Source organism: Paenibacillus sp. J5C2022, assembly GCF_025567625.1.
Lineage (GTDB): Bacteria > Bacillota > Bacilli > Paenibacillales > Paenibacillaceae > Pristimantibacillus.
On sequence record NZ_JAOQJC010000006.1, the window covers coordinates 172,756 to 185,861 of the forward strand.

Genomic DNA, 13,106 nt, shown 5'->3' on the forward strand with positions numbered 1-13,106 from the left:
ACGAAAACTATTGGGACGGTTCTTCTCTTGGCTCCAGCCGGTTGTCTTGACGGGTATGATTACGTTCCGCAAGCTGGTGCGGCCGTTGCTTGAACATCCAGATCGGCGCCCGGATCAGAGAATCCTTCATATCTCTCCAGTTGAAAGGTGCGAACGGCTTCAAGTAAGGCAAGCCGAATGAGCGCAAGTTGCTAAGATGCAGCAGCAGCAAGAGGACGACAAGCGCTATGCCGTAGAAGCCAAGCGTAGAAGCGGCCAGCAAGAGGATGAAGCGAAGCAGGCGCGCCGCGATGCCCAAGCTGTACACTGGTGCGACGAAGCTGGCAATAGCCGTGAACGAGACGACGATTACGACAGCCGACGATACAATACCGGCCTCTACAACGGATTGGCCGATGACAAGACCTCCGACGATAGGCACGGCGTTGCCGGCGTTGCCAGGCATTCTGAGCACGGCCTCCCGCAATATTTCAAATACGAACTCCATAAGGAATGCCTCCAGATAGGCCGGGAACGGGACGCCTTCCCGCTGCGCGGCAAGCTTGAGCAACAGCGGGGTCGGAATCATCTCCTGATGGTAGCCAACGATCGCGACATAGATCGAGGGCATCAGCAATGCGATGACGAAAGAGACGAACCGCAGCATTCTAAGGAATGTGGCCATCTGGTAATTGTGATAATAATCTTCCGCGGCCTGGAAGAAAGCGTTCAGCGTCGTAGGTACAACCAGCACGAACGGCGTTCCTTCCATCAATATCGCTACTCTTCCCTCCAGCAGATAAGAGACGATCACATCGGGCCGCTCGTTATTCATGACGGTCGGGAATGGTGTCCACTTCTGATCGCTGATCATCTCTTCGATATAACCGGACTCCAGAATGCCGTCAATATGAATGCGATCCAGCCGATTCCGCAGTTCTTTCAGCACACCCTCATCGGCCAAGTCCTTCATATACATGATACCAACCGGGGTCTGGGTCACCTTCCCGATTGTCTTCCTCTCCAGCCATAGCTTGGGACTGCGAATCTTCCGTCTGATCAGCGCCGTATTGTCCAGCAATGTCTCTGTGAATCCTTCTCTTGGGCCTCTCAGTGCCTGCTCCGTTCTGGGTTCTTGCATATTGCGCTTTACCCCGCCTGCCGTACCTGCTGACAAGGCGTGCGCACAGCCGTCAACGAGAATAACGGTATTGCCCGCGAAGAGCTGTTGAAACAATTGCTTGAAATGGGTGATGACGGTTACTGCTCCGGTCGCCAGCAGCTTATTGCGCAACTGCTCAACCCGCTCTTCAGCAGATGAGCTTCCGGAAGCGTTCAGCAGCGGCTTGATGACGAATTCGTCCAGTTGAGTCTCATCGACCATATTTTCTATATAGACAACAGCAATGCTGTCAGAATCCGTGCAATCCGAACAGGATAACCGCCTGATATTGAGATCGGCGCTGTTCCCGAGCTCGAAGCCGATAGCATCCAGCATCTCCTGAAGCGAGCTTGACACGGGCATTGCTTCGTAATCCTTCAGCTGCTCCTGCTCAATTTGTTCTTCCTTCATCGAACGAAGCAGTTGCTTTCGACTCCGCACGGAAATTCGCCTCCTTTTCCTGCTTCATTACCCACTAGCGTCCCACTCGCGAGGAAAATTTATGCGTTTATACGCTTATATGGCAAAAAAGCCGCCAGCACCCGGAGGGGCACTGGCGGCTTTCTCATTTATCTTGCTTATACACGATGCTTCACGTGCAGACGATTCATCGCGCGTTGCATTGCCATCTCTGCACGACGGAAATCAATCTCATCCTGCTGCTTCGCATTCAGGCGCTGCTCGGCACGCTGCTTGGCAGCCTGCGCACGCTCCACGTTGATGTCAGTAGGCAGCTCGGCACTCTCCGCGAGAATGACGACCTTGTCCTTGCGCACCTCGATGAAGCCGCCATTCACAGCTATTACATCGGTCTTGCCGTCACGCTTGATCGTTACGGGAGCGATGCGAAGCGGCGTCACGAGTGGAATATGATTCGGCAATATGCCGAGCTCGCCTTCCACGCCGGTTACGCTGACCATATTCGCCGTCTCCTCGTACACCTTGCGTTCAGGTGTTACGATTTCTACCAGAAAGGTACTCATGTGGATTCCTCCCGCCTTTCGCTATTGAAGCGTTTTGGCTTTCTCCACGGCTTCTTCAATGACACCTACATAACGGAAGGCTTCTTCCGGAAGGTGGTCATATTTGCCCTCGAGAATTTCTTTAAAGCTGCGAACGGATTCTTTAACCGCCACATATTTGCCCGGCGTGCCTGTGAACGGCTCGGCAACGTGGAACGGCTGGGACAGGAACAACTGGATGCGGCGAGCGCGGGCAACAGTAAGCTTGTCTTCCTCGCTAAGCTCATCCATACCCAGAATCGCGATAATATCTTGAAGCTCCTTGTAGCGCTGAAGAATCTTCTTCACGCCCTGAGCGACATTGTAATGCTCCTCGCCCAGAACTTCCGGGTTCAGGATACGGGATGACGACGCCAGCGGATCAACCGCCGGGAAGATACCCATCTCGGAAATTTTACGCTCCAGGTTCGTCGTCGCGTCCAAGTGAGCGAACGTCGTCGCCGGAGCCGGGTCCGTATAGTCATCCGCAGGAACGTAGATCGCCTGAATGGACGTAACGGAGCCTTTCTTCGTGGAGGTGATACGCTCTTGCAGCTGACCCATCTCGGTTGCCAGCGTAGGCTGGTAACCAACGGCCGAAGGCATACGGCCAAGAAGCGCGGATACCTCGGAGCCCGCTTGTGTGAAGCGGAAGATGTTGTCGACGAACAGAAGCACGTCTTTGCCCTCTTCGTCACGGAAGAATTCAGCCATTGTCAGACCCGTCAGAGCAACACGCTGACGTGCGCCCGGCGGCTCATTCATCTGACCGAATACCATCGCCGTCTTGCTAAGAACGCCGGAATCCTTCATCTCATGGTACAGGTCATTACCCTCACGGGTACGCTCGCCTACACCTGCGAATACGGAGATACCGCCGTGCTCTTGCGCGATGTTGTTGATCAATTCCTGGATCGTAACGGTTTTACCTACACCCGCACCGCCGAACAGACCGATCTTGCCGCCCTTGGCATAAGGAGCAAGCAAGTCGATAACTTTAATGCCAGTCTCAAGAATTTCCGCTTGTGTGGATAGTTCGTCAAATGTCGGTGCCGGACGGTGAATCGGGAGATTATTCTCCGATGTCACATCGCCAGCTTCGTCGATCGGTTGTCCAAGTACGTTGAATACACGACCCAGAGTCGGCGTGCCAACCGGGATCGTAATCGCTGCGCCGGTATCTACAGCTTCCATACCGCGAACGAGACCGTCGGTTGTGCTCATCGCAACCGCGCGAACCATGTTGTCGCCAAGGTGAACGGCTACTTCAAGCGTAAGGTTGATGTCCACTCCGCCAGCTGCAGCCTTCTGGTCGATTTTGACAGCGTTCAGAATTTCCGGCAGGTTGCCGCGTTCGAACTCCAAGTCAACGACCGGACCCATGACGGATACAACGCGTCCTTTTTTCATTGCTTTCCCTCCTGGTTCCTTCTTATATAAAAATTACGATTGTGCATTCGCTCCTGCAACGATCTCCGATATCTCCTGCGTAATCGCAGCCTGACGCGCACGGTTGTAAGTGAGCGTAAGTCCGTTGATCATCTTCGTCGCATTCTTCGTTGCGCTTCCCATTGCTGTCATTCGAGCACCGAATTCACTGGCCTTCCCATCCAATACCGCGCTGTAGATTAAAGTCTCAGCGTACTTCGGCAGCAGCACTTCCAGCACACCTTCTGCCGATGGCTCGTATTCATAGGAGGATACCGCCGTGCCCTCACTCACCGCTTCAAGCGGAAGCAAGCGGGATTCCGTCGGAACTTGTGAAATCGCATTGACGAATTGATTATAGTACAGATACAGCTCATCATAAGCTCCATCTGCGAATTTCTGCACAGCCGCCGTAGCCACTGACTTCACATCGGCGAATGTCGGCGAATCCGACAGACCGATCACTTCTTCTACGATCGGCATATTGCGGCGACGGAAGAAATCGCGGCCCTTCCGGCCAATGACGAATAAGGCATACTCATCGGCAGACTTATGCTTTGCATTAATGGTGTTCATCACTTTGCGCAGAATATTCGCATTGTAACCACCTGCAAGACCACGATCGGAAGTAATGACCAGATAGCCGGTCTTCTTGATGGGACGAGTCTCCAGCATCGGATGCTTCACATCATTCGTGCCGGAAGCGATGCTCGCTACGACTTCCTTCAGCTTGTCGGCGTAAGGCCGTGCTGCTTGCGCAGCGCTTTGAGCCTTCCTCAGCTTGGATGCCGCGACCATCTCCATCGCTTTCGTGATCTGCTTCGTGTTCTGTTTGCTCTTAATCTCGCGCTTAATATCACGCATGTTCGTTGCCACTTTCATTTCACCCGCCTTCGATGCTTGGAATGACTCCGAAGCTTGGTAAGGGGCCTACGCCCGGTCTAGAGCGGATGGGCGTAGACATCATTGACCAACGGTCGTCTTGTTGCTATATAGCTTGCTTCGTCTTTTACGCGAAGCTTCTCTTGAATTGATTGATGGCGTCGACAAGGGCTTTCTCGTTGTCAGCCGCAAGATCCTTCGTATCGCGGATCGAAGCGCCGATCTCCGGCTTGTTCGTATCCAGATACGCCAGGAACTCTCTCTCGAAGCGAAGAATATCCTCTATCGCGATGTCGTCCAGATGGCCTTTCACCGCTGTATAGATGGAGATGACTTGCTTCTCGACCGGCATCGGTTGATTGACGCCTTGCTTCAGGATTTCCATCGTGCGCGCACCGCGGTTCAGACGGGCTTGCGTCGACTTGTCCAGATCGGAGCCGAATTGCGCGAACGCTTGAAGCTCGCGGTATGCCGCAAGGTCAAGACGGAGCGTGCCGGCAACCTTCTTCATCGCCTTGATCTGCGCAGCGCCGCCGACGCGGGATACGGAGATACCTACGTTAACCGCAGGGCGCTGGCCGGAGTAGAACAGATCCGACTCCAGGAAGATCTGACCGTCAGTAATGGAGATAACGTTCGTCGGAATGTATGCCGACACGTCGGATGCTTGCGTCTCAATGAACGGCAGTGCCGTCAGAGAACCGCCGCCCAGCTTGTCGCTCAGCTTCGCAGCGCGCTCCAGCAGACGGGAGTGCAGATAGAAGACATCGCCCGGATAAGCTTCGCGGCCCGGTGGACGACGGAGCAAGAGAGACAATTCACGGTAAGCCGCCGCTTGCTTCGAGAGGTCATCATAGATAACAAGGACATGCTCGCCTTTATACATGAAGTACTCGCCCATGGAGCAGCCTGCATAAGGAGCCAGGAACAGCAATGGGGATGGCTCGGAAGCACTCGCCGTTACGACGATCGTGTATTCCATTGCGCCATTGCGACGCAGCGTCTCCACAACGTTGGCAACTGTAGATTGCTTCTGGCCTACGGCAACATAGATACACTTCACGCCATTGCCCTTCTGGTTGATGATTGCATCGATGGCAATAGCTGTTTTACCTGTCTGGCGGTCACCGATAATCAGCTCGCGCTGGCCGCGGCCGATCGGTACCATGGAGTCAATCGCCTTGATGCCTGTCTGCATCGGCTCATGTACGGATTTACGATCGATAACGCCCGGAGCAGGAGACTCAATCGCACGAGTCTGTGTCGTATTAATAGGGCCCTTGCCGTCAAGCGGCTGTCCCAGCGGGTCAACAACCCGGCCGAGCAGCTCTTCGCCGACTGGAACTTCCATGATGCGGCCTGTCCGCTTCACTTGGTCACCTTCGCGAATGTCTGTGTACGGACCAAGGATAACGACGCCGACATTGCTCTCCTCAAGGTTAAGAGCCATGCCGACTACACCGTTCGCGAACTCGAGCAGCTCGCCTTGCATCGCGTTCTCGAGACCGTGTACACGGGCAATACCGTCGCCGACGTTGATTACTGTGCCGACATCCACGACTTGAATCTCGGATTTATATTGTTCAATCTGCTGTTTAATCAGCGTGCTTATTTCATCAGGTCTGATACTCAATTCGTTCACCCCTATCTACAGTGCTTTGGAATTTAACGTCTTTGACAAACGATCCAGCTTGCCGGAGAGGCTGCCGTCGTACAGGCGGTCGCCAATACGAACCTGCAGGCCGCCCAGCAGCGCCGGCTCGACGATTTGCTCTGCAATTATCTTCTTTCCCGTCACGCTGCTGAAGTGAGCCGCAACGCCGGCAAGCTCGTCATCCGACAGCTGCTTCGCCGTATATACGATGGCATGCGCTTGTCCCAGCGTGTCGCCGGCAATCTTCGTATACGCTTCGTATACTTCACCGATGATCGTCTGACGCCCGCGGGAGATAACCAGCTGCAGCGTATCGAACACAAGCGGGGATACCGCTTCTCCGAACGATGCTTTCAGCGCGGCAATCTTGCCTACTGGTGCCACGCTGGGCAAGGACAGGAACTTCTCGATGGAGGGATCGCGCTGGAGCGTCTCAGCGATCAGCTTCAGCTCCGCTTCCACTTCCGATACTTTGCCGCCTTCCGATGCCAGCTCGAACAACGCTTTAGCGTAGCGCTTCGCTACGACCGCATCCCGGCTCATTTGCTTCCTACCTCTTTCAGGTACTTGTCAACCAGTTGCTCTTGCGACTTCTCGTCCACTTGCTTCTCGATAATTTTGGAAGCAATCTTGACGGAGATACCGCCCACTTCGGAACGAAGAGCGGCAATCGCCTTGTTCTTCTCGCTCTCGATGTCTTTCAGCGCATCGTCCTTCAGACGAGTAGCTTCCGACTTCGCGGATTGAACAATCTCATCTGCTTGCTTCGTGCTGGTCGTTCTAGCTTGCTCGATAATCTCATGCGCTTCTTTGCGCGCCTGCTGCAGCGCAGCCTTCTGCTCTTCCATCTGCTGCTCTGCTGCCTGGCGGCTTGTTTCCGCTGTATTCATTTGCTCGCGAATAAGATCTCTGCGTTTCTCCATGACTGCAAATAGAGGACCGAAAGCATATTTGCTCAATAGCCAGAACAACAGGAGGAACGCAATAATCGCGAACACCGTCGACTCCCATACGAAATCCATTGCTGCCACTCCTTCCTTACTTGCTTGTAATCAAAACGAAGGCGAAGAGGGCTAGGCCTTCCCCGCCAAAAAAGCGTAACTATGTCTTAGCCAAAGAATGCCAAGAAGGCGATAACGACGCCGATGATCGGCACAACCTCGACGATACCGACACCGATAAACATCGTTGTCTGCAGCTTGCCTTGCAATTCAGGCTGACGCGCGATGCCTTCGATTGTCTTGCTGACGATCATACCGTTACCAATACCAGCGCCAAGTGCGCCCAAACCAACTGCCAATGCTGCTGCCAGAACTCCGTAATCCATTGAAAAATCCTCCTCAAATTAACTTTATTATTAGGGTGATGCTTGTTTATCACTAAATCCCGCATGCTCCGTTCATCATGACCGGGCAACTGGGCTAAAGCACAACTTAATGGTCTTCCTCGTGATGGTGGATCGTCGCTTGCGAAATGTACACCATCGTCAGTATCGTGAACAGGAACGCCTGGATACCGCCGACAAACACGCTGAAGCCTTGCCATGCTGCAAGGAACACAACGCCCCACACTTTAAGCATGAGAATGGTGGAGATCAATACCTCGCCTGCGAAGATATTCGCATAGAGACGAAGGGCAAGCGTCACCGGCTTGGAAATCTCCTTGATCACGTTCAGCGGGAAGAAGATCGGATACGGCTCGAAGTAATGCTTCAGATAATGCTTCGTATTCTCCTTCAGTCCCAGGAAATGCACCAGGAAGATAACAATCGCCGCCAGACCTGCTGTTACGGCCAAGTCAGCCGTCGGCGACTTCCAGAACGCCATATGAACATGGCCCCCGTGCGCATCCAACGTCTCCTGGCTAACGAACCAGCTGGCATGATGAACGTCGAATACAATACCGAAAGGCAATCCCAGCAAGTTCGAGATGAAGATGAACAGAATAAGCGTCATCCCCAGCGACAGATAGCGCTTCACCTTCTCCAGCGGCAGTGTGCTTGCAATCGTATTGTGCACGAATTCCATGATCCATTCCATGAAGTTCTGCATCTTGGACGGGTTGTCCACCGACAGATTGCGAACCGCCAGCCTTGCCAACAAGAATGTAATAGCTGCCGAGATAATAATGGCTCCCCATGTGGACAGGTCAATTCTAAAGCCCCCAACCTCTATTATGGGAAAAATATGCATGTAACAATTTCACCCCTTTCCCTTGTCATTGTCGTTTGTTCCATATGAAAGCTGATACCAATACGATGAACGGCATCACCATACTAGCCGCAAGCGCAGCAGGCAGATTGAACGTCTCGGGATATCTGTAGGCAATCATGGCGACAAGAAGCACCATGGCCATACGGCTGCCGAGACCCAGTCCCATTCTGCGAACGCTTCGGTTCGCCATGGACCTGGCTACCATCTCCACTCTGCGCCTCAGCAAAAGCGCATTCAAAGAACTCGCGGCAACACCCAGAAGCAGTCCGGCAAATACCGCCCGATACGAAGGCAGAATACCCCATAAAAGCAGGCACGCCGCCGCGAGGATCAGAACCGTACGCATCGCCGTCTTGAAAATGTTATCCATCGGAGTCCTCCAACACCTTCTTCACAATTAAAACCGCTGTCAACAATCCGACAGCCAGACCGACAAGCAAGCCCCCGACCGTCCAAGCCTTGACATCGCCAAAGCGTTCTCCGGCCATCGATCCCAGCCAATAACCTATGAAAATACAAATGCCGACATCCATGCCAAGCGCTCCGACGAGAGCCGCAGCCTTCCACGGATTATCCCCTTTGTTACTCCCATTCATGGTCATTACCCCTGTCAATCCTCATATATTTTATCGAAGCGGCGCAAGGTTTGTCAATTGAAATCCGGCGTCAAATTGCTAGTATAACATCCCAGAAATCCTTGATTCACAAGGTTTCCCGGACCCGCGAAACCGTACAGTAGCACTGTACGCTGTACATTCCGCAGCTTGCGCCTTATGGAGATGGCAACTATGAACGTTGTGTGAACGATTGCGGACGTTCCGCCGCTCTTCCAAAATGATGCAGGATCGCATCTACTATGCGCTCCGATGCACGTCCGTCACCGTAAGGATTCGCCGCCTGGCTCATCCGGCAGTACAGCGTCGTGTCGGTCAGCAGCGCCTTCGTACGCTCGTATACACGTTCCTCATCGGTACCGACCAGCTCCAGCGTGCCGGCTTCGATGCCCTCCGGCCGTTCCGTCGTATCCCGCAGCACCAGAGTAGGTACGCCGAACGAAGGCGCTTCCTCCTGCAGCCCGCCGGAATCGGTCAAGATCATGTAAGCATGCGGATAGAAATTATGGAACTGGAATACATCAGGCGGCTCGATAAGCGAGATCCGGGGATGATTGCCCAATATCTCTTCGGCCGGCTCGCGAACGGCGGGATTCAGATGGACGGCATAGACGATGGCGACGTCCTCATGCTCATCCGCGATCCGCTTCACCGCGCGGAATATGTTGCGGTGCGGCTCGCCCAGCGACTCCCGGCGGTGTGCCGTCATCAGAATCATCCGCTTGCCGCGCGCCCAATCGAGTACGGGATGTGTGAACGACTCGTCCACCGTATATTGGAACACATCCGTCGCGGTATTGCCCGTCACGTAGATGGCGCCTTCTGACTTATTCTCCTTGCGCAAGTTGCCCGCCGACCAGTCCGTAGGCGCGAAATGGATGTCCGACAGCACACCTGCCAGCTGACGGTTCATCTCCTCCGGATAAGGCGACATCTTGTTCCACGTACGGAGTCCCGCCTCTACGTGGCCGACCTTGATCTTCTTCAGGAACGCCGCATAGCTCGCCAGGAATGTCGTCTGCGTATCCCCGTGCACAAGCACGATATCCGGACTCGCTTCCTCCAAGACGGGCTCCAACCCTTGCAGCACCTTCACGGTCGTCTCCGTCAGCGTCTGACGCTGCTTCATGACATCCAGATCGTAATCCGGCTGAATCTCGAAAAACTCAAGCACCTGATCCAGCATCTGCCGATGCTGGGCCGTCACGCAGACGATCGATTGGATGTCCTCTTCGCGCTTCTGCAGCTCCAGCACGAGCGGCGCCATCTTGATCGCCTCCGGTCTGGTGCCGAATATCGTCATTACCTTCAACTTAGACACGAATCTCCCACTCCCACTTCTATAATTCGGATTGCCTGTCAATTGGTGCCGAACATGCGGTCTCCCGCATCGCCAAGACCTGGAATAATATAGCCCTTCTCATCCAGCCGTTCGTCCAATGCGGCGATATAGATATCGATGTCCGGGTGTGCGTCCTGAACGGCCTTCACACCTTCAGGAGCAGCGATGAGGCACATCAGCTTGATATGGTCGCATCCCCTCTGCTTGAGCGAGTTAATCGCCGCTATCGCGGAGCCGCCTGTCGCAAGCATGGGATCGATGACGATGAGCAGCCTCTCCTTCGCATCCGTAGGCAAATTAATGTAATATTCCATAGGCTTCAGCGTCTCATGATCCCGCGCAAGGCCGATGTGCCCTACCTTGGCGGATGGAATCAGCTTCAATATGCCGTCCACCATGCCGAGACCGGCTCTGAGAATCGGGACGAGCCCCAGCATTCTGCCCGATACGACCTTGGCATCGGCGATCGCGACAGGCGTCTCCACCTTAATCGTATCCAGCGGAATATGGCGTGTAATCTCGTAAGCCATAAGCGTCGCCACTTCGTCCACCAGCTCGCGGAAATCCTTCGTATTCGTCTCTTTATCCCGAATGAATGTCAGCTTGTGCTGTATCAGGGGATGATCACATATAACCAATTTGCTCATGGAGCGTAATTCCTCCCACAATAACTTTATCAACGTCGTCCATCCCTTAGCATGGACACAATCCCATTTATTATAGCACTGTCAATAGTCTGATGCATCTCTATTCTTCCCATAACAATTGTGTGCAAACAAGACAAGCCGGGAAGCTGCTCGCAAGCATGCCTCCCGGCTTGTTCCTACATATAATGCCATGGCGATCTTGTACCGATCACATGGGCAATCAGGCGTAATGGCAGGAGGCATAATGCCCCTTCTTCACTTCTAGCAGCTTCGGCTCGTCTGTCTTGCACTTCTCCGTTGCCATCGGACAGCGCGTGTGGAACTGGCAGCCCATCGGCGGATTGATCGGGCTCGGCAGATCGCCTTGCAGCACAATTCGCTCCCGCCCCGCTTCCACCTCGGGGTCCGGAATCGGAATAGCCGACAGCAGAGCGCGCGTATAAGGATGCCTCGGATCGTCATAGAGCTTGTCGCTTTCGGCCAGCTCGACGATCTTGCCCAAGTACATCACCGCTACCCTGTCGCTAATATGCTTGACCATGGACAAGTCATGGGCGATGAAGAGATACGTCAAGCCCATACTCCGCTGCAGATCTTTCATAAGATTGACGACCTGCGCCTGAATGGACACGTCCAGCGCGGAGATCGGCTCATCGGCAATAATGAACTTCGGATCCACCGCCAGCGCTCTGGCGATCCCGATACGCTGCCGCTGGCCGCCCGAGAATTCGTGCGGATAACGGATGGCATGATCCGGGTTCAGGCCGACGAGATCAAGCAGACCTTCCACCTTGCGCTTGCGCTCCGCCCTGCTGCCCGCCAGATTATGAATATCCAGCGCTTCGCCGATAATATCCGTCACTGTCAGACGCGGATTTAGCGAAGCGTACGGGTCCTGGAAGATCATCTGCATATTGCGGCGCAGCCCTTTCAAGCCGGAACCGCGCAATTTGTATATATCCTTGCCGTCGAACGTCACGTTGCCGCCGGTCGGCTCATACAGACGCAGAATCGTACGACCGGCCGTCGACTTCCCGCAGCCGGACTCGCCGACGACGCCAACCGTCTCGCCGCGGCCAATGGAGAAGCTGATGTCGTTGACAGCCTTCAATATTTTGTTGCCGCCCAAGTTGAAGAACTTGCGCAGATCATTCACTTCCACTAGTGGCGAGCTCATACGGGCACCTCCCGATTCGCATAAGGATGCAGCATCCAGCAGGCGGCGGCATGCGTATCGCTGCCCTTGATCGGCTCCAGGGCAGGATCATGATCGACGCATACCCTCATCGCCTCATCGCAACGAGCGCAGAAGCTGCAGCCTGCAGGCGGCTTGATCAAATCCGGCGGCATGCCGTTGATCGGGATAAGCGGCTCGTCCTTCTTCTGATCCAGCCGCGGCAGCGAACGAAGCAAGCCGCGTGTATAAGGATGCTGAGGATTATGGAATATTTCCCACTTTGTGCCTGTCTCGACCACTTTGCCCGCATACATGACAATAACGCGGTCGCACACATCGGCGACGACACCCAGGTCATGGGTAATGAGAATAATCGACGTCCCCATCTTCTTCTGCAGATCCTTCATAACTCCCATAATCTGCGCCTGAATAGTTACGTCAAGCGCCGTCGTCGGCTCGTCTGCTATAAGCAGCGACGGGTTGCAAGCGAGCGCGATCGCAATCATCACCCGCTGGCGCATACCGCCAGAGAATTGATGAGGATAGGCGTCCATGCGCGCCGCCGGATTCGGAATGCCGACCAAGTCAAGCATCTCCACTGCACGGCTTGTCGCCTTCGCCTTGCTCAGCTGCTGATGCTTGGTTAAGCCCTCCATAATCTGCGCGCCGACTGTCATTGTCGGATTAAGCGACGTCATGGGGTCCTGGAAGATCATCCCGATCTTGTTGCCGCGGATCTTCTGCATCTCCTTCTCCGATAGTGAGAGCAGATCAATTCCATCGAATATAATAGAACCTTCTTTGATCCGGCTTGGCGGCGACGGGTTCAATCGCATAATGGATTGCGCCGTCACACTTTTCCCGGAGCCGGATTCGCCGACGATTGCGACCGCTTCGCCTTGCTTCACATCGAAGCTGACGCCGCGTATCGCTTGCACTTCGCCGGCATATACGTCGAAGGATACACGTAAGTTATTGACTTCCAACAAAGTTTTCATGGCTGTCAT

The 13,106-nt window shown here is 54.2% G+C and carries 15 protein-coding genes; all 15 read right to left on the reverse strand.

Going from position 1 to position 13,106, the window contains the following annotated elements:
- Positions 1 to 7: 7 nt before the first annotated feature.
- The 15 genes from M6D81_RS07140 to M6D81_RS07210 all read right to left on the reverse strand — a co-directional run bounded on the left by M6D81_RS07140 (position 8) and on the right by M6D81_RS07210 (position 13,097).
- Positions 8 to 1,582, reverse strand: a complete 1,575-nt coding sequence (locus tag M6D81_RS07140) for a spore germination protein (protein ID WP_262676151.1) — start codon at positions 1,580 to 1,582, stop codon at positions 8 to 10.
- A gap of 137 nt (positions 1,583 to 1,719) precedes the next feature.
- On the reverse strand, positions 1,720 to 2,124 hold the full coding sequence (locus M6D81_RS07145) for a F0F1 ATP synthase subunit epsilon (RefSeq protein ID WP_262676152.1): 405 nt from the start codon (positions 2,122 to 2,124) through the stop codon (positions 1,720 to 1,722).
- 21 nt (positions 2,125 to 2,145) lie between these two features.
- Positions 2,146 to 3,552 carry a F0F1 ATP synthase subunit beta gene (atpD, locus tag M6D81_RS07150; protein WP_262676153.1) on the reverse strand — a complete coding sequence of 469 codons (1,407 nt, stop codon included), beginning with the start codon at positions 3,550 to 3,552 and terminating at the stop codon, positions 2,146 to 2,148.
- A 33-nt stretch (positions 3,553 to 3,585) separates the two neighbouring features.
- A complete protein-coding gene (gene atpG / locus M6D81_RS07155; protein ID WP_317259101.1) occupies positions 3,586 to 4,446 on the reverse strand; it encodes an ATP synthase F1 subunit gamma in 861 nt (286 codons plus the stop codon).
- Positions 4,447 to 4,579: 133 nt separating this feature from the next.
- Complete coding sequence (gene atpA / locus M6D81_RS07160; protein WP_262676155.1) at positions 4,580 to 6,085, reverse strand: F0F1 ATP synthase subunit alpha; 1,506 nt, start codon at positions 6,083 to 6,085, stop codon at positions 4,580 to 4,582.
- A 15-nt stretch (positions 6,086 to 6,100) separates the two neighbouring features.
- Complete coding sequence (locus M6D81_RS07165) at positions 6,101 to 6,649, reverse strand: F0F1 ATP synthase subunit delta (RefSeq protein ID WP_262676156.1); 549 nt, start codon at positions 6,647 to 6,649, stop codon at positions 6,101 to 6,103.
- Positions 6,646 to 7,128 (reverse strand): F0F1 ATP synthase subunit B, encoded by a 483-nt coding sequence (atpF, locus tag M6D81_RS07170; RefSeq protein WP_262676157.1) that lies wholly within the window; start codon positions 7,126 to 7,128, stop codon positions 6,646 to 6,648. Before atpF ends, M6D81_RS07165 begins: the two co-directional genes overlap by 4 nt.
- Before the next feature lie 86 nt (positions 7,129 to 7,214).
- Positions 7,215 to 7,433, reverse strand: a complete 219-nt coding sequence (gene atpE / locus M6D81_RS07175) for a F0F1 ATP synthase subunit C (protein ID WP_262676158.1) — start codon at positions 7,431 to 7,433, stop codon at positions 7,215 to 7,217.
- A 106-nt stretch (positions 7,434 to 7,539) separates the two neighbouring features.
- Positions 7,540 to 8,298: a F0F1 ATP synthase subunit A gene (gene atpB, locus M6D81_RS07180; RefSeq protein ID WP_262676159.1), complete on the reverse strand. Its 759-nt coding sequence runs from the start codon at positions 8,296 to 8,298 to the stop codon at positions 7,540 to 7,542.
- Between the two features lie 25 nt (positions 8,299 to 8,323).
- A complete protein-coding gene (locus M6D81_RS07185; protein ID WP_262676160.1) occupies positions 8,324 to 8,689 on the reverse strand; it encodes an ATP synthase subunit I in 366 nt (121 codons plus the stop codon).
- The gene (locus M6D81_RS07190; RefSeq protein ID WP_262676161.1) at positions 8,682 to 8,915 is read right to left on the reverse strand and encodes an AtpZ/AtpI family protein; all 234 of its coding nucleotides are present in this window, start codon (positions 8,913 to 8,915) and stop codon (positions 8,682 to 8,684) included. The genes M6D81_RS07185 and M6D81_RS07190 overlap by 8 nt, the downstream gene beginning before the upstream one ends.
- Positions 8,916 to 9,105: 190 nt before the next feature.
- A complete protein-coding gene (gene wecB, locus M6D81_RS07195) occupies positions 9,106 to 10,254 on the reverse strand; it encodes a non-hydrolyzing UDP-N-acetylglucosamine 2-epimerase (protein WP_317259099.1) in 1,149 nt (382 codons plus the stop codon).
- Positions 10,255 to 10,292: 38 nt separating this feature from the next.
- Positions 10,293 to 10,922, reverse strand: a complete 630-nt coding sequence (upp, locus tag M6D81_RS07200) for a uracil phosphoribosyltransferase (protein ID WP_262676162.1) — start codon at positions 10,920 to 10,922, stop codon at positions 10,293 to 10,295.
- Between the two features lie 220 nt (positions 10,923 to 11,142).
- Positions 11,143 to 12,099, reverse strand: coding sequence for an ABC transporter ATP-binding protein (locus tag M6D81_RS07205; protein WP_262676163.1), 957 nt, complete (start codon positions 12,097 to 12,099; stop codon positions 11,143 to 11,145).
- Positions 12,096 to 13,097 (reverse strand): ABC transporter ATP-binding protein, encoded by a 1,002-nt coding sequence (locus tag M6D81_RS07210; protein WP_262676164.1) that lies wholly within the window; start codon positions 13,095 to 13,097, stop codon positions 12,096 to 12,098. The genes M6D81_RS07205 and M6D81_RS07210 overlap by 4 nt, the downstream gene beginning before the upstream one ends.
- Between the last annotated feature and the right edge of the window lie 9 nt (positions 13,098 to 13,106).

Coding starts and splice junctions, on each gene's coding strand:
- M6D81_RS07145 (WP_262676152.1), bottom strand. CDS start 2,124: ATGAGTACCTTTCTGGTAGAAATCGTAACACCTGAACGCAAGGTGTAC.
- atpD (WP_262676153.1), bottom strand. CDS start 3,552: ATGAAAAAAGGACGCGTTGTATCCGTCATGGGTCCGGTCGTTGACTTG.
- M6D81_RS07165 (WP_262676156.1), bottom strand. CDS start 6,649: ATGAGCCGGGATGCGGTCGTAGCGAAGCGCTACGCTAAAGCGTTGTTC.
- atpF (WP_262676157.1), bottom strand. CDS start 7,128: ATGGATTTCGTATGGGAGTCGACGGTGTTCGCGATTATTGCGTTCCTC.
- atpE (WP_262676158.1), bottom strand. CDS start 7,433: ATGGATTACGGAGTTCTGGCAGCAGCATTGGCAGTTGGTTTGGGCGCA.
- atpB (WP_262676159.1), bottom strand. CDS start 8,298: ATGCATATTTTTCCCATAATAGAGGTTGGGGGCTTTAGAATTGACCTG.
- M6D81_RS07185 (WP_262676160.1), bottom strand. CDS start 8,689: ATGGATAACATTTTCAAGACGGCGATGCGTACGGTTCTGATCCTCGCG.
- M6D81_RS07190 (WP_262676161.1), bottom strand. CDS start 8,915: ATGAATGGGAGTAACAAAGGGGATAATCCGTGGAAGGCTGCGGCTCTC.
- upp (WP_262676162.1), bottom strand. CDS start 10,922: ATGAGCAAATTGGTTATATGTGATCATCCCCTGATACAGCACAAGCTG.
- M6D81_RS07205 (WP_262676163.1), bottom strand. CDS start 12,099: ATGAGCTCGCCACTAGTGGAAGTGAATGATCTGCGCAAGTTCTTCAAC.
- M6D81_RS07210 (WP_262676164.1), bottom strand. CDS start 13,097: ATGAAAACTTTGTTGGAAGTCAATAACTTACGTGTATCCTTCGACGTA.